This window comes from Pararhizobium sp. DWP3-4, assembly GCF_049898205.1.
GTDB lineage: Bacteria > Pseudomonadota > Alphaproteobacteria > Rhizobiales > Rhizobiaceae > Pararhizobium.
Genome location: NZ_JAFCXF010000004.1, coordinates 154,524 through 166,979, shown reverse-complemented (window position 1 = coordinate 166,979; position 12,456 = coordinate 154,524). Strand labels below are relative to the sequence as shown.

At 58.2% G+C, this 12,456-nt stretch carries 22 protein-coding genes; all 22 read right to left on the bottom strand.

Features of this window, described 5'->3' with window-relative positions:
- Window positions 1-99 precede the first annotated feature (99 nt).
- Window positions 100-1,110 (bottom strand): DNA-directed RNA polymerase subunit alpha, encoded by a 1,011-nt coding sequence (locus tag ACP7E6_RS12560; protein WP_060638418.1) that lies wholly within the window; start codon window positions 1,108-1,110, stop codon window positions 100-102.
- Window positions 1,111-1,209: 99 nt separating this feature from the next.
- Complete coding sequence (rpsK, locus tag ACP7E6_RS12555) at window positions 1,210-1,599, bottom strand: 30S ribosomal protein S11 (RefSeq protein ID WP_018328263.1); 390 nt, start codon at window positions 1,597-1,599, stop codon at window positions 1,210-1,212.
- A 236-nt stretch (window positions 1,600-1,835) separates the two neighbouring features.
- Window positions 1,836-2,204, bottom strand: coding sequence for a 30S ribosomal protein S13 (rpsM, locus tag ACP7E6_RS12550; RefSeq protein ID WP_071832785.1), 369 nt, complete (start codon window positions 2,202-2,204; stop codon window positions 1,836-1,838).
- Window positions 2,205-2,431: 227 nt separating this feature from the next.
- Window positions 2,432-3,028 (bottom strand): adenylate kinase, encoded by a 597-nt coding sequence (locus ACP7E6_RS12545; protein WP_426230071.1) that lies wholly within the window; start codon window positions 3,026-3,028, stop codon window positions 2,432-2,434.
- Window positions 3,025-4,365 (bottom strand): preprotein translocase subunit SecY, encoded by a 1,341-nt coding sequence (secY, locus tag ACP7E6_RS12540; RefSeq protein WP_426230070.1) that lies wholly within the window; start codon window positions 4,363-4,365, stop codon window positions 3,025-3,027. The genes ACP7E6_RS12545 and secY overlap by 4 nt, the downstream gene beginning before the upstream one ends.
- A 240-nt stretch (window positions 4,366-4,605) precedes the next feature.
- Window positions 4,606-5,076 carry a 50S ribosomal protein L15 gene (gene rplO, locus ACP7E6_RS12535; RefSeq protein WP_426230069.1) on the bottom strand — a complete coding sequence of 157 codons (471 nt, stop codon included), beginning with the start codon at window positions 5,074-5,076 and terminating at the stop codon, window positions 4,606-4,608.
- A 13-nt stretch (window positions 5,077-5,089) separates the two neighbouring features.
- Window positions 5,090-5,293, bottom strand: a complete 204-nt coding sequence (rpmD, locus tag ACP7E6_RS12530) for a 50S ribosomal protein L30 (protein WP_426230068.1) — start codon at window positions 5,291-5,293, stop codon at window positions 5,090-5,092.
- Window positions 5,294-5,306: 13 nt separating this feature from the next.
- Window positions 5,307-5,876: a 30S ribosomal protein S5 gene (gene rpsE / locus ACP7E6_RS12525; RefSeq protein ID WP_060505083.1), complete on the bottom strand. Its 570-nt coding sequence runs from the start codon at window positions 5,874-5,876 to the stop codon at window positions 5,307-5,309.
- 242 nt (window positions 5,877-6,118) lie between these two features.
- Window positions 6,119-6,481: a 50S ribosomal protein L18 gene (rplR, locus tag ACP7E6_RS12520; RefSeq protein ID WP_037169470.1), complete on the bottom strand. Its 363-nt coding sequence runs from the start codon at window positions 6,479-6,481 to the stop codon at window positions 6,119-6,121.
- Between the two features lie 12 nt (window positions 6,482-6,493).
- Window positions 6,494-7,030 (bottom strand): 50S ribosomal protein L6, encoded by a 537-nt coding sequence (gene rplF, locus ACP7E6_RS12515; protein ID WP_037169468.1) that lies wholly within the window; start codon window positions 7,028-7,030, stop codon window positions 6,494-6,496.
- A gap of 43 nt (window positions 7,031-7,073) precedes the next feature.
- Entirely contained in the window at window positions 7,074-7,472 is a 399-nt protein-coding gene (rpsH, locus tag ACP7E6_RS12510; protein WP_056335736.1) for a 30S ribosomal protein S8, read from the bottom strand.
- Window positions 7,473-7,484: 12 nt separating this feature from the next.
- Window positions 7,485-7,790 carry a 30S ribosomal protein S14 gene (gene rpsN, locus ACP7E6_RS12505; protein WP_037100611.1) on the bottom strand — a complete coding sequence of 102 codons (306 nt, stop codon included), beginning with the start codon at window positions 7,788-7,790 and terminating at the stop codon, window positions 7,485-7,487.
- A 31-nt stretch (window positions 7,791-7,821) separates the two neighbouring features.
- Window positions 7,822-8,382 (bottom strand): 50S ribosomal protein L5, encoded by a 561-nt coding sequence (gene rplE / locus ACP7E6_RS12500; RefSeq protein WP_426230067.1) that lies wholly within the window; start codon window positions 8,380-8,382, stop codon window positions 7,822-7,824.
- Window positions 8,375-8,686, bottom strand: a complete 312-nt coding sequence (gene rplX / locus ACP7E6_RS12495) for a 50S ribosomal protein L24 (RefSeq protein WP_060638392.1) — start codon at window positions 8,684-8,686, stop codon at window positions 8,375-8,377. Before rplX ends, rplE begins: the two co-directional genes overlap by 8 nt.
- 12 nt (window positions 8,687-8,698) lie before the next feature.
- On the bottom strand, window positions 8,699-9,067 hold the full coding sequence (gene rplN / locus ACP7E6_RS12490) for a 50S ribosomal protein L14 (protein ID WP_018328276.1): 369 nt from the start codon (window positions 9,065-9,067) through the stop codon (window positions 8,699-8,701).
- Window positions 9,068-9,304: 237 nt separating this feature from the next.
- Complete coding sequence (gene rpsQ, locus ACP7E6_RS12485; RefSeq protein ID WP_037100601.1) at window positions 9,305-9,541, bottom strand: 30S ribosomal protein S17; 237 nt, start codon at window positions 9,539-9,541, stop codon at window positions 9,305-9,307.
- Between the two features lie 12 nt (window positions 9,542-9,553).
- The gene (rpmC, locus tag ACP7E6_RS12480; protein ID WP_113243433.1) at window positions 9,554-9,754 is read right to left on the bottom strand and encodes a 50S ribosomal protein L29; all 201 of its coding nucleotides are present in this window, start codon (window positions 9,752-9,754) and stop codon (window positions 9,554-9,556) included.
- A gap of 13 nt (window positions 9,755-9,767) precedes the next feature.
- A complete protein-coding gene (gene rplP / locus ACP7E6_RS12475) occupies window positions 9,768-10,181 on the bottom strand; it encodes a 50S ribosomal protein L16 (RefSeq protein ID WP_018239489.1) in 414 nt (137 codons plus the stop codon).
- A 38-nt stretch (window positions 10,182-10,219) separates the two neighbouring features.
- The gene (rpsC, locus tag ACP7E6_RS12470) at window positions 10,220-10,933 is read right to left on the bottom strand and encodes a 30S ribosomal protein S3 (RefSeq protein WP_037100592.1); all 714 of its coding nucleotides are present in this window, start codon (window positions 10,931-10,933) and stop codon (window positions 10,220-10,222) included.
- The gene (gene rplV, locus ACP7E6_RS12465) at window positions 10,933-11,322 is read right to left on the bottom strand and encodes a 50S ribosomal protein L22 (protein WP_018328280.1); all 390 of its coding nucleotides are present in this window, start codon (window positions 11,320-11,322) and stop codon (window positions 10,933-10,935) included. Before rplV ends, rpsC begins: the two co-directional genes overlap by 1 nt.
- 2 nt (window positions 11,323-11,324) lie before the next feature.
- Entirely contained in the window at window positions 11,325-11,603 is a 279-nt protein-coding gene (rpsS, locus tag ACP7E6_RS12460) for a 30S ribosomal protein S19 (protein WP_037100590.1), read from the bottom strand.
- Window positions 11,604-11,618: 15 nt separating this feature from the next.
- Entirely contained in the window at window positions 11,619-12,455 is an 837-nt protein-coding gene (gene rplB, locus ACP7E6_RS12455; protein WP_113243431.1) for a 50S ribosomal protein L2, read from the bottom strand.
- Between the last annotated feature and the right edge of the window lies 1 nt (window position 12,456).

The following is a 12,456-nucleotide window of genomic DNA, read 5'->3' as shown; positions in this document are numbered from 1 at the left end:
AGGTTCCCTCTTGAGTATGGGCCTGCCGTTTCCTGGCACATGCAGACTTTTGCCTGCTGTTTGACGGGGAAAGGCAGTCAAAACCTGCCTTTTTTATTGTTAATATTGGTCTTCGTAGCGCTTGGCGAGATCTTCGATGTTCTCGGGCGGCCATGCGGGCACTTCCATGCCGAGATGCAGGCCCATGGAAGCGAGAACTTCCTTGATTTCGTTCAGCGACTTGCGGCCAAAGTTCGGAGTGCGAAGCATTTCGGCTTCGGTCTTCTGAATGAGGTCGCCGATATAGACGATGTTGTCGTTCTTCAGGCAGTTGGCCGAACGGACGGAAAGTTCCAGTTCGTCGACCTTCTTGAGCAGTGCCGGGTTGAACGCCAGTTCGGTAACGGCTTCTTCTTCGGCTTCCTTCTGCGGTTCGTCGAAGTTGACGAAAACGCCGAGCTGGTCCTGAAGGATGCGGGCCGCGAAAGCGACTGCATCTTCACCGGTGACGGAACCATCGGTCTCGATCTGCATCGACAGCTTGTCGTAGTCGAGAACCTGGCCTTCACGGGTGTTTTCCACCTTGTAGGACACTTTCTTGACCGGCGAATACAGGCTGTCGACCGGGATGAGGCCGATCGGCGCATCTTCCGAACGGTTGCGGTCCGCAGGCACGTAGCCCTTGCCGTTGTTGACGGTGAACTCCATGCGGATCTCGGCGCCCTCGTCGAGGGTGCAGATCACATGGTTCGGGTTGAGGATTTCGATATCGCCAACCGTCTGGATATCACCGGCGGTCACAACGCCCGGACCCTGCTTGCGCACAACCATGCGCTTTGCGTCGTCGCCATCCATCTTGATGGCGATTTCCTTGATGTTCAGCACGATGTCCGTCACGTCTTCCCGGACACCCGGGATCGAGGAGAACTCGTGCAGAACGCCGTCGATCTGCACTGCGGTAACAGCAGCACCACGAAGCGACGACAGAAGAACGCGGCGAAGCGCGTTGCCGAGGGTGAGGCCAAAGCCACGCTCCAGCGGCTCGGCAACAAGGCTAACCTTGGTACGGCCGGTGGACGAGAACTCAACCTTGTTCGGCTTGATCAGTTCCTGCCAGTTTTTCTGAATCATATGTTTTGCCTTCTGTTCGTTGCCACCATTCAATCGTGGCAACCGAGCCTTGAAGCGCCGGGAGAGGTAACCCCCTCACCGGCTTGATGAATGCGTAAATTAAACGCGGCGCTTCTTGCGCGGGCGGCAACCGTTGTGCGGGATCGGCGTGACGTCACGGATCGAGGTGATCATGAAGCCAGCAGCCTGAAGCGCACGCAGAGCCGACTCACGGCCGGAACCCGGGCCGCAGACTTCGACTTCGAGCGTCTTCATGCCGTGTTCCTGGGCCTTCTTGGCCGCATCTTCAGCAGCCATCTGAGCTGCGAACGGGGTCGACTTACGCGAGCCCTTGAAGCCCTTCGAACCAGCCGAAGACCAGGCAATTGCGTTGCCCTGTGCGTCGGTGATGGTGATCATCGTGTTGTTGAACGACGAGTTGACGTGCGCAACGCCCGTAGAAATGTTTTTCCGCTCGCGACGGCGAACGCGTGTGGCTTCCTTGGCCATGGTATACCTTTCGTTGATCTCTGCACCGCCGTAGTACCAGCGGCTCCACCGGGCGGAGGCTAACCCCTGCCCTGAATTTTCAAGTCATGCGCGAACGGAAAAATCCGGTCTGCGCGGCGATATCGTCACTGCCGTAGTTCCAGCAGCTCCACCGGAGGGACGCAGGCGCGCCCTTCCGAAACCACAAAAGAGGCCGGCGCCGAGCGCCAGCCTCTGCATTCCCCATTTCTGGGAAATTATTTCTTCTTGCCTGCAATCGCCTTTGCCGGGCCCTTGCGGGTACGGGCATTGGTATGCGTGCGCTGACCGCGAACCGGCAGCGAACGACGGTGACGCAGACCGCGGTAGCAGCCCAGGTCCATCAAACGCTTGATGTTCATCGAGGTTTCGCGACGCAGGTCGCCTTCAACCTGATAATCACGGTCGATTGCTTCGCGGATCTGAAGAACTTCAGCATCCGTCAGTTGGTGCACACGACGTTCAGCCGGGATACCGACCTTCTCGACGATTTCCTGTGCGAACTTCGCTCCGATCCCGTGAATGTAACGAAGCGCGATTACTACGCGCTTGCTCGTCGGGATGTTGACGCCAGCGATACGTGCCACGCCTGTTCTCCTTGCTTCCAGTTGCCATCCGGCAATAGGTGCTTCGTTATGCAGCCCTTTAAGAGGCCGACTGTGAAAGTTCTGTTCGGAACACGTCAAAAGAATCGCGCCCGGACTTCGTCTTTGAAATCCGCGCCGATCCCTAGCATGCTGCGAGTTAGCGCGGTCTTTGAAGGAATCGACCGCAAAAGTCAACTCCCCGGCAGTCCTTTTTCAAGAACTGCCTTTTAGGCGTCGGCAGAAGCCGATGCCAGAATTGCGTTGATCTGCGAGGTGACGGTCTCGACCGGCGCCATTCCATCAACTGTCTTCAACTCGCCGGTCACAGCGTAGTGCTGCGACAGCGGCGCCGTCTTCTCGCGATACTCGACAAGACGCTTCTTGAATGCTTCCGGATTATCGTCGGAACGAACCGTACCGCCAGCGGCAATGGTTTCTGCTACGCGATTCTCGATGCGCCGTACAAGCGCATCTTCGTCCACTTTCAATTCAATAACCGAATCAAGCCGCAGCCCCTTGCCTGCAAGCATCTTGCCAAGGGCAACAGCCTGCGGAACGGTGCGCGGATAGCCATCGAGAATGAAGCCGTTCGCACAGTCGGCCGAATCGATCCGGTCGGAGACGATCTCGTTGACGATCTCGTCGGAAACGAGCTGACCGGCATCCATGACGGCCTTGGCACGTTTGCCGACATCCGTCTCAGCCTGGACGGCCGCCCGCAGCATATCACCTGTGGAAAGCTGCGGAATGCCGTATTTCTCCGTCAGAAGCTTGGCCTGTGTTCCCTTGCCAGCTCCCGGCGGTCCTAAAAATATTAGTCTCATCGGCCCCTCTTTCCTCCACGCAGCTTCGATTTCTTGATCAGCCCCTCATACTGCTGGGCAATCAGGTGACCCTGCACCTGTGCTACAGTATCAAGGGTAACGCTGACAACAATCAAAAGCGACGTACCACCAAGGTAGAACGGCACGCCGGTCTGCGCGATCATGACTTCGGGCAGAATGCAGACGAACATCAGGTAGATCGCGCCGAGCACGGTGATGCGCGTCAGGACGTAGTCGATGTATTCCGCTGTGCGCTCGCCTGGGCGAATGCCGAGGATGAAGCCGCCGTGCTTCTTCAGATTGTCGGCCGTGTCCTTCGGATTGAAGACGATCGCGGTGTAGAAGAAGGCAAAGAACGCGATCATGCCGCCGTAGAGCACCATGTAGAGCGGCTTGCCGTGGCCGAGAGCAGCAACGATGGTCGTGGCCCAGCCTGGCAGCGCTGCGCTGTTGGCAAAGCCTGCAAGCGTTGCCGGCAGAAGCAGAAGCGACGACGCGAAGATGGCGGGGATGACGCCGGCGGTGTTGAGCTTCAGCGGCAGATGCGAGGTATCGCCCTGGAACATCTTGTTGCCGACTTGTCGCTTCGGATACTGGATCAGAAGCCGGCGCTGGGCGCGCTCGACGAAGACGATCAGCGCGATGACGGCAACGACCATGACGATGATGGCGAGGATCAGCGGCGTCGACAGAGCGCCGGTGCGGCCCAGTTCGAGCGTACCGGCCAGAGCCGTCGGCAGATGCGCGACGATACCGGCGAAGATGATCAGCGAGATACCGTTGCCGATGCCGCGCGAGGTGATCTGCTCGCCGAGCCACATCAGGAACATCGTGCCGCCAAGCAGCGAAATGACGGTGGAGATCCGGAAGAACCAGCCGGCATCGACGACAAGGCCGTTGCCGCTCTCGAGGCCAACCGCGATGCCATAGGCCTGCAGCGTGCCGAGAAGCACCGTGCCGTAGCGGGTGTACTGGTTGATAACCTTGCGGCCCTGCTCGCCTTCCTTCTTCAACTGTTCAAGCGACGGAACCACGGAGGTCATCAGCTGGACGATGATGGAGGCGGAAATGTAAGGCATGATGCCGAGGGCGAAGATCGCCATGCGCTCGACGGCGCCGCCGGAAAACATGTTGAAAAGGCCAAGGATGCCACCGCTCTGCCCGGCAAACGCCTGTGCAAAAGCTTCCGGGTTGAGGCCTGGCAGCGGAATATAGGTGCCGAGGCGATATACCAGAAGCGCACCGAGGGTGAACCAGAGGCGGCGTTTCAGATCTTCGGCTTTTGCGAACGTCGCAAAATTCAGGTTGGAGGCGAGCTGTTCCGCTGCAGAAGCCATGCAATTCTCCGCGTAGCCAGTTCGGAACCCGCGGGGAAACCCGGTCAGATCCGGAAAAAGCTATCTTCTTTTTATGAAAACCGGCTTGGAAACGACTGCAACTGCAATCTCGCGCCTCACCGTGGTTCCCGATCAATATTCTGCTGCGCCGGACGAATCCGGCCGTGCAATCCGTGAGGCTCTCATATGGGAGCAAAACCGCCCGGTGTGAAGCACCCCGGGCGGTTCATCAGCAACTAATTATTCAGCAGCGCCCGAAAGCAGCTTGATCGAACCGCCAGCCTTTTCGATCTTTTCGATCGCAGGCTTGGAAGCGCCGGCAACTTCGATCGTTACCTTTGCCGTCAGTTCGCCATCGGCGAGAACCCGAACGCCATCCCTGGCGCGGCGGATTACGCCGGCAGCCGTCAGAGCAGCAGCATCGATGGCCTTGGAAGCATCAAGCTTCTTGGCGTCGATGGCGATCTGGATACGGCCGAGCGACACGACAACAAAATCCGAACGGAAGATGTTGTTGAAGCCGCGCTTCGGCAGACGGCGGTAGATTGGCATCTGACCGCCTTCGAAGCCGTTGATGGCGACGCCGGAACGAGCCTTCTGACCCTTGACACCGCGGCCGGCAGTCTTGCCGGATCCGGAACCGATACCACGGCCGAGACGCTTGCGGTTCTTGGTCGAACCTTCGTTGTCTTTGATTTCATTCAGTTTCATGATGTTATCCCCCTCACTTCTCTTCGACGACGCGAACGAGGTGCTGGACGGCCCGGATCATGCCGCGAACGGAAGGTGTATCTTCCAGAACGCTAACCCGGTGCATCTTGTTGAGACCGAGACCGATCAGCGTTGCACGCTGTACGGCTGGGCGGCGAATGGGGCTGCCGATCTGTTCGACCGCAACCGTCTTCTTTGCAACTTCTTTGTTAGCCATTGTTCAGGCTCCCTTATTCTTCGGAAGCAACGCCGGCGGATACGCGGCGGCTCTGCAGAGTGGCATACTTCATGCCGCGCTGAGCTGCGATATCCTTCGGGTGCATCTGGCTCTTCAGGGCGTCGAACGTGGCGCGAATCATGTTGTACGGGTTCGAAGAACCAGTCGATTTCGCAACAACGTCGTGCATGCCGAGCGTTTCGAAAACGGCGCGCATCGGGCCGCCGGCAATGATACCGGTACCGGCCTTGGCAGCACGCAGCAGAACCTTGCCTGCGCCGTGACGGCCGTGAACGTCGTGATGAAGCGTACGGCCCGAGCGCAGCGGAACGAAGATCAGTTCGCGCTTGGCAGCTTCGGTGGCCTTGCGGATGGCTTCCGGCACTTCACGTGCCTTGCCATGACCGAAGCCAACGCGGCCCTTCTGGTCGCCGACGACGACGAGAGCAGCAAAGCCGAAACGACGGCCGCCCTTGACGACTTTTGCGACGCGGTTGATTGCTACGAGCTTGTCAACGAATTCGCTGTCGCGCTCCTCGCGGTTCTGGCGATCATCGCGAGAACCTCTTTTTTCTTGTGCCATTGTCCTTTTCCTTTTTCTTTTCCGGGTGCAATCGGCAGATTGACAAAAAGTCGCCCCGCCCCTTCGAGGGAGCGGAAGCGACGCGCTTTATAAAAAGCGGTTCGATGATCCGCCCAGGCAAGCCCGGACGGATATCATCTCCTGGAGCATGCCACTTCAAATGCGTACATTTGAAGTGGATAAAATGCTCCAGCTTCATAAGACTAGTGCGACCTTCACGCGTTCTTCGAACGCGTGGCGCACTAGAAGTTCAGGCCACCCTCGCGGGCTGCCTCGGCGAGCGCCTTGACGCGGCCGTGATAGATGAAGGCGCCGCGGTCAAAGACAACGTCCTTGACACCAGCCTTCGAGGCGCGCTCTGCGAGGAGCTTGCCAACGGCAGCAGCAGCTGCCGTGTCAGCGCCCGTCTTAAGCGACGAACGCAGATCCGTGTCGAGTGTCGAGGCAGACGCAACGGTCTTGCCAGCAACATCATCGATAACCTGTGCGTAGATGTTCTTCGACGAGCGATGAACAGACAGGCGCAGACGGCCATTGGCCACTGCCTTGACTTGACGGCGCACGCGGCTGGCGCGGCGCACAAGTGTATCTTTCCTTGTAGCCATTTCGCGTGATCCTTACTTCTTCTTGCCTTCTTTGCGGACAATCCGCTCGCCAGCATACTTGACGCCCTTGCCCTTGTAGGGCTCGGGGCCACGGTATTCGCGGATTTCTGCCGCGACCTGGCCGACCTGCTGCTTGTTGATGCCGGTGACGACGATTTCCGTCGGCTTCGGCACAGCAATCGAGATGCCTTCAGGAGTCTGATAGACCACGTCGTGGCTGAAACCGAGTGCCAGCTGCAGGTTCTTGCCCTGAAGCGACGCGCGATAACCAACGCCGTTGATTTCGAGCTTGCGCTCGTAACCATCCTTGACGCCCTTGAAGATGTTTTCGATCATCGTGCGGGACATGCCCCACTTGGAACGAGCATCCTTGGACTGGTCAACCGGGGTCACCGACACCGCGTTGTTGTCTTCCAGCTTTACGACGACTTCGTCGTTAGCAACGAAGAAGAGTTCGCCTTTCGGGCCCTTTGCAGTCACTGTCTGGCCACTAACCGTGGCCGTGACACCTGCAGGAACCGGAACGGGCTTTTTACCGATACGAGACATATTTCAAACCTGTCTGTCCGTTATGGAGGTCACTGCTGCCGTATTAGAATACGGAGCAGAGAACCTCGCCACCAACGTTCTGTTCGCGTGCCTGATGATCGGCCATCACACCCTTCGGAGTCGAAAGGATAGTGATACCGAGACCGTTCGCGACCTGCGGAATGGACTTGACCGAGACATACACTCGGCGGCCCGGCTTCGATACGCGGCCGATCTCACGGATCACCGACGCACCTTCGTAGTATTTCAGTTCGATATTGATCTCGGCCTTGCCGTTACCAAATTCTGTTTCCGAGTAACCGCGGATGTAGCCTTCAGCCTGAAGGACATCGAGAACGCGTGCGCGCAGCTTGGAAGCCGGAGTGGAAACACTCGACTTGCGGCGTGCAGCACCGTTGCGGATACGGGTGAGCATATCGCCCAGCGGATCAGTCATTGCCATGTGCCCGTCTCCTTACCAGCTCGACTTAACAATGCCCGGCACCTTGCCGAAATTGCCAAGTTCACGAAGCGCAATACGCGACATCTTGAGTTTGCGATAATATGCACGCGGGCGACCAGTCACTTCGCAACGGTTGCGAACACGGGTCTTGGAACCGTCACGCGGCAGGCTCGCCAACTTCAAAGTTGCCTTGAAGCGCTCTTCGATCGGAAGAGACTGGTTCATGATGGTTGCCTTCAGGGCTGCGCGCTTGGACGCATCCTGGGCAACCGACTTACGGCGGCGATTGTTTTTTTCAATTGCGCTCGTCTTCGCCATTCAACTTAATCCTTCTGCTTGTCGTTACGGCTTACTGGCGAAACGGGAAGTTGAACTCTGTGAGCAGAGCGCGTGCTTCGTCGTCGGTCGTTGCCGTCGTGCAAACGATGATGTCCATGCCCCACATCTGATCAACCTTGTCGTAGTTGATCTCCGGGAACACAATGTGTTCCTTGACACCCATGGCGAAGTTGCCACGGCCGTCAAAGCTCTTCGGATTCAGGCCGCGGAAATCTCGAACACGCGGAAGCGCGATGTTGATCAGGCGGTCCAGGAATTCGTACATGCGAATGCCGCGCAGGGTAACCTTCGCGCCGATCGGCATGTCTTCGCGCAGCTTGAAGCCGGCAATGGAGGTGCGGGCCTTAGTGATGACCGGCTTCTGGCCGGCAATCGCTGCGAGGTCTGCTGCAGCAACCGTCGGCTTCTTGCTATCAGCCGTCGATTCGCCAACACCCATGTTGATCACGATCTTGTCGAGGCGCGGGATCTGCATGACGTTTGCGTAGGAGAACTTCTCCTGCATCGCCTTGGAGATACGCTCGACATATTCGGTCTTGAGCCGGGGCTCGTACTTCTTAGCGTCAGCCATCGATCGACACTCCCGAACGCTTTGCAACGCGAACCTTCTTGTCGCCGTCGATCTTGAAACCGACGCGGGTCGGCTTGCCGTCCTGCGGATCGGCGATCGCGAGATTCGACAGATGAATCGACGCTTCCTTGTTGATGATACCGGCTTCCTGGGCCTGGGTCTGGCGCTGGTGACGCTTCACCATGTTTACGCCACGCACAACGGCCCGGTCTTCCTTAGGCAGAACCTGGAGAACTTCCCCAGAACGACCCTTGTCCTTACCGGTCAATACGACGACCTTGTCGCCCTTGCGAATCTTTTGCATCTCAATCGCTCCTTACAGTACTTCTGGAGCCAGCGAGATGATCTTCATGTGGTTCTTGGCGCGAAGTTCGCGCGGAACCGGTCCGAAGATACGGGTGCCGATCGGCTCTTTCTTGTTGTCGATAAGAACAGCTGCGTTGTTATCGAACCGGATGACGCTGCCGTCCGGACGACGGATGTCCTTGGCTGTGCGAACGACAACCGCCTTCATCACATCACCCTTCTTGACGCGGCCGCGCGGAATAGCTTCCTTGATCGAAACGACAATAATGTCGCCGACCGAAGCGTACTTGCGCTTGGAGCCGCCCAGCACCTTGATGCACATGACACGACGTGCGCCGGAATTATCCGCCACGTCGAGGTTTGTTTGCATCTGAATCATGTCAGGTCGCCTTCTTGTTGTGACCGGACCGGTTGGGCCAACCTCATCAGATTGAGGGCCCCCTGTTCCAGCTTCTAAATTTCTGTTCTCGCGCGGGATCGATCGTTGCCAGGGTGGTTTCCTAAACAGGACCTTCCGTGCGCTCAAAGCAAAAGAACGCTCGAGTCGAGCGTCCTTGCGCTGCTTCATATAGATTTTCGCAGCCGACGCAAGAGCCGGATGCGAAACTCTTAAGAATTAGGCCTGAACGGAAACCACTGTCCAGGTCTTGTCCTTGGAAATCGGCGCGCATTCCTCGATGGAAACCTGATCGCCGACCTTGTACTGGTTGTTCTCGTCATGCGCCTTGTACTTCTTGGACCGGCGAACGGTCTTCTGGAAGATCGGGTGCGCGAAACGACGCTCGACACGGACCACGACGGTCTTATCGTTCTTGTCGCTGACGACTGTGCCCTGCAGAATGCGTTTTGGCATATTCTTAGATCCTTAAGCCTTGGCTTCTGCCGCCTTCTGGCGGGCAATGGTTTTGACGCGCGCAATGCCCTTGCGGACTTCATTGATGCGCGACGACTTTTCGAGCTGGCCTGTGGCCTTCTGGAAGCGCAGGTTGAACTGCTCTTTCTTCAGCTTGGCGAGCTCTTCGTTGAGCTGATCGGCGCTGAGCGCGCGGATTGTATCGGCTTTCATTGGGCTTTACTCCTTACTCTGCAATGCGCTGAACGAAGCGCGTCTTGACAGAGAGTTTCGCAGCACCAAGGCGAAGCGCCTCGCGGGCGAGTTCTTCGCTGACGCCGTCGATTTCGAACATCATTCGGCCGGGCTTGACCTTGCAAGCCCAATATTCAACCGAACCCTTACCTTTACCCATGCGGACTTCGGTCGGCTTCGCCGTGACCGGTACGTCTGGGAATACGCGGATCCATACGCGGCCGGCACGTTTCATGTGACGGGTGATCGCGCGGCGGGCCGCTTCGATCTCGCGTGCGTTTACGCGGTTCGGCTCCTGAGACTTCAGGCCGAATTCACCGAAAGCAAGGTCGGAACCGCCCTTGGCAACGCCCTTGATGCGTCCCTTGAACTGCTTGCGGTACTTAGTGCGCTTTGGCTGCAACATTTTTTTAATTCTCCGATATTAGCTGCCAGGAACGACTGTTACGCGTTTTCGCGACGACGGTTGTTGCTGCTGGGGCCCTGGGCATCTGCCTCGGACGAACGACGCTCGGAAGCCATCGGATCGTGTTCGAGGATTTCGCCCTTAAAGATCCAGACCTTGATGCCGCAGATACCGAAAGCGGTCTTGGCTTCAGCCACACCGTAGTCGATGTCGGCGCGAAGCGTGTGCAACGGCACGCGGCCTTCACGATACCATTCGGTACGCGCGATTTCAGCACCGCCGAGACGGCCACCGCAGGTGATCTTGATGCCTTCGGCGCCAAGACGCATTGCGGACTGAACGGCACGCTTCATCGCACGGCGGAAAGCCACGCGGCGTTCGAGCTGCTGAGCGATCGACTGGGCGACGAGCGTCGAGTCGACTTCCGGCTTGCGCACTTCAACGATGTTGAGGTGCGTTTCCGACTTGGTCATCTCGCCGATCTTCTTGCGCAGCTTTTCGATGTCTGCGCCCTTCTTGCCGATGATCAGGCCCGGGCGAGCCGAGTGGATCGTGACGCGGCACTTCTTGTGCGGACGCTCGATGACCACCTTGGCGATACCGGCCTGCTTCAGCTCTTCCATGACGTAGGCACGGATCTTCAGGTCTTCGTGAAGAAGCTGACCGTATTCTGCGTTGTCCGCGAACCAGCGGCTATCCCAGGTACGGTTGATGCCGAGGCGGAAGCCGACTGGATTGATCTTCTGACCCATTATGCGGCCTCCCCTTTAGCTTCGACTTCGCGAACAACGATCGTCAGATGCGCGAAAGGCTTTTCGATACGCGATGCACGGCCACGGCCACGAGCGTGGAAACGCTTCATGACGATGGACTTGCCAACGTAAGCCTCGGCAACGATCAGGCTGTCGACGTCGAGATCGTGGTTGTTCTCTGCGTTTGCGATCGCAGATTCCAGCGTCTTCTTGACAGTGTCCGAGATCCGCTTGCGCGAGAACTCGAGTTCGGCCAGAGCCCGGTCGACCTTCTTGCCGCGGATCATCGCAGCTACCAGGTTGAGCTTCTGGGGGCTGACGCGGATCGTGCGCGCGATTGCCTGCGCCTCGTTATCCTTCAGCCGGCGTTCGGCTTTTGCCTTGCCCATAATTACTTCCTCTTTGCCTTCTTGTCCGCACCGTGACCGTAATAGGTCCGGGTCGGAGAGAATTCACCGAACTTGTGACCGATCATGTCTTCGTTGACACTGACCGGAACATGCTTGCTGCCATTGTAGACGCCGAACGTGAGACCGACGAACTGCGGCAGGATGGTGGAGCGACGGCTCCACATCTTGATCACTTCGTTGCGGCCGCCTTCACGAACCTTCTCAGCCTTCTTGAGAAGATAGCCGTCAACAAACGGACCTTTCCATACTGAACGAGTCATTGGAGACTTCCTCTCTTACTTCTTACGCTGATGACGCGAGCGCATGATGAACTTGTCTGTCGACTTGTTCGAGCGCGTACGCTTGCCCTTGGTGGGCTTACCCCAAGGCGAAACCGGATGACGGCCACCCGAGGTGCGGCCTTCACCACCGCCGTGCGGATGGTCAACAGGGTTCATGACGACGCCGCGAACGTGCGGACGCTTGCCACGCCACACCGAACGGCCGGCCTTGCCGTCGTTGATGTTGCCGTGGTCAGGGTTGGAGACTGCACCGACCGTTGCAAGGCAGGAGCCGTGCACCAGGCGCTGTTCGCCAGACGACAGGCGAAGGATCGCCATGCCCTGGTCGCGACCGACCAGCTGAACGTAGGCGCCAGCGGAGCGAGCGATCTGACCGCCCTTGCCTGGCTTCATCTCGACGTTGTGAACGATCGAACCAACCGGCATGTACTGAAGCGGCATGGTGTTGCCCGGCTTCACGTCAACCTGCTTTTCCGAGGCGATCACCTTGTCGCCGGCAGCAAGACGCTGCGGAGCGATGATGTAAGCCTGCTGGCCGTCCGCATAGTTGATCAGCGCGATGAACGCCGTGCGGTTCGGGTCGTATTCCAGACGCTCGACCGTGCCTTCGACGTCGAACTTGCGACGCTTGAAGTCGATCAGGCGGTAGGTCCGCTTGTGACCGCCACCCTGGTAACGCACGGTGATGCGGCCAGTGTTGTTGCGGCCGCCCTTGGAGGACAGGCCTTCGGTCAGCGACTTGACCGGCTTGCCCTTGTGCAGGCCGGACCGGTCGACGATGACCAGCTGGCGCTGGCTCGGGGTGGTCGGATTGAAACTTTTCAATGCCATT

Excerpts from the sequence above, each read along its gene's own strand:
- ACP7E6_RS12560 (WP_060638418.1), bottom strand. The coding sequence starts at position 1,110 with ATGATTCAGAAAAACTGGCAGGAACTGATCAAGCCGAACAAGGTTGAG.
- rpsK (WP_018328263.1), bottom strand. The coding sequence starts at position 1,599 with ATGGCCAAGGAAGCCACACGCGTTCGCCGTCGCGAGCGGAAAAACATT.
- ACP7E6_RS12545 (WP_426230071.1), bottom strand. The coding sequence starts at position 3,028 with ATGAGACTAATATTTTTAGGACCGCCGGGAGCTGGCAAGGGAACACAG.
- secY (WP_426230070.1), bottom strand. The coding sequence starts at position 4,365 with ATGGCTTCTGCAGCGGAACAGCTCGCCTCCAACCTGAATTTTGCGACG.
- rplO (WP_426230069.1), bottom strand. The coding sequence starts at position 5,076 with ATGAAACTGAATGAAATCAAAGACAACGAAGGTTCGACCAAGAACCGC.
- rpmD (WP_426230068.1), bottom strand. The coding sequence starts at position 5,293 with ATGGCTAACAAAGAAGTTGCAAAGAAGACGGTTGCGGTCGAACAGATC.
- rpsE (WP_060505083.1), bottom strand. The coding sequence starts at position 5,876 with ATGGCACAAGAAAAAAGAGGTTCTCGCGATGATCGCCAGAACCGCGAG.
- rplR (WP_037169470.1), bottom strand. The coding sequence starts at position 6,481 with ATGGCTACAAGGAAAGATACACTTGTGCGCCGCGCCAGCCGCGTGCGC.
- rplF (WP_037169468.1), bottom strand. The coding sequence starts at position 7,030 with ATGTCTCGTATCGGTAAAAAGCCCGTTCCGGTTCCTGCAGGTGTCACG.
- rpsH (WP_056335736.1), bottom strand. The coding sequence starts at position 7,472 with ATGGCAATGACTGATCCGCTGGGCGATATGCTCACCCGTATCCGCAAC.
- rpsN (WP_037100611.1), bottom strand. The coding sequence starts at position 7,790 with ATGGCGAAGACGAGCGCAATTGAAAAAAACAATCGCCGCCGTAAGTCG.
- rplE (WP_426230067.1), bottom strand. The coding sequence starts at position 8,382 with ATGGCTGACGCTAAGAAGTACGAGCCCCGGCTCAAGACCGAATATGTC.
- rplX (WP_060638392.1), bottom strand. The coding sequence starts at position 8,686 with ATGCAAAAGATTCGCAAGGGCGACAAGGTCGTCGTATTGACCGGTAAG.
- rplN (WP_018328276.1), bottom strand. The coding sequence starts at position 9,067 with ATGATTCAGATGCAAACAAACCTCGACGTGGCGGATAATTCCGGCGCA.
- rpsQ (WP_037100601.1), bottom strand. The coding sequence starts at position 9,541 with ATGCCAAAACGCATTCTGCAGGGCACAGTCGTCAGCGACAAGAACGAT.
- rpmC (WP_113243433.1), bottom strand. The coding sequence starts at position 9,754 with ATGAAAGCCGATACAATCCGCGCGCTCAGCGCCGATCAGCTCAACGAA.
- rplP (WP_018239489.1), bottom strand. The coding sequence starts at position 10,181 with ATGTTGCAGCCAAAGCGCACTAAGTACCGCAAGCAGTTCAAGGGACGC.
- rpsC (WP_037100592.1), bottom strand. The coding sequence starts at position 10,933 with ATGGGTCAGAAGATCAATCCAGTCGGCTTCCGCCTCGGCATCAACCGT.
- rplV (WP_018328280.1), bottom strand. The coding sequence starts at position 11,322 with ATGGGCAAGGCAAAAGCCGAACGCCGGCTGAAGGATAACGAGGCGCAG.
- rpsS (WP_037100590.1), bottom strand. The coding sequence starts at position 11,603 with ATGACTCGTTCAGTATGGAAAGGTCCGTTTGTTGACGGCTATCTTCTC.
- rplB (WP_113243431.1), bottom strand. The coding sequence starts at position 12,455 with ATGGCATTGAAAAGTTTCAATCCGACCACCCCGAGCCAGCGCCAGCTG.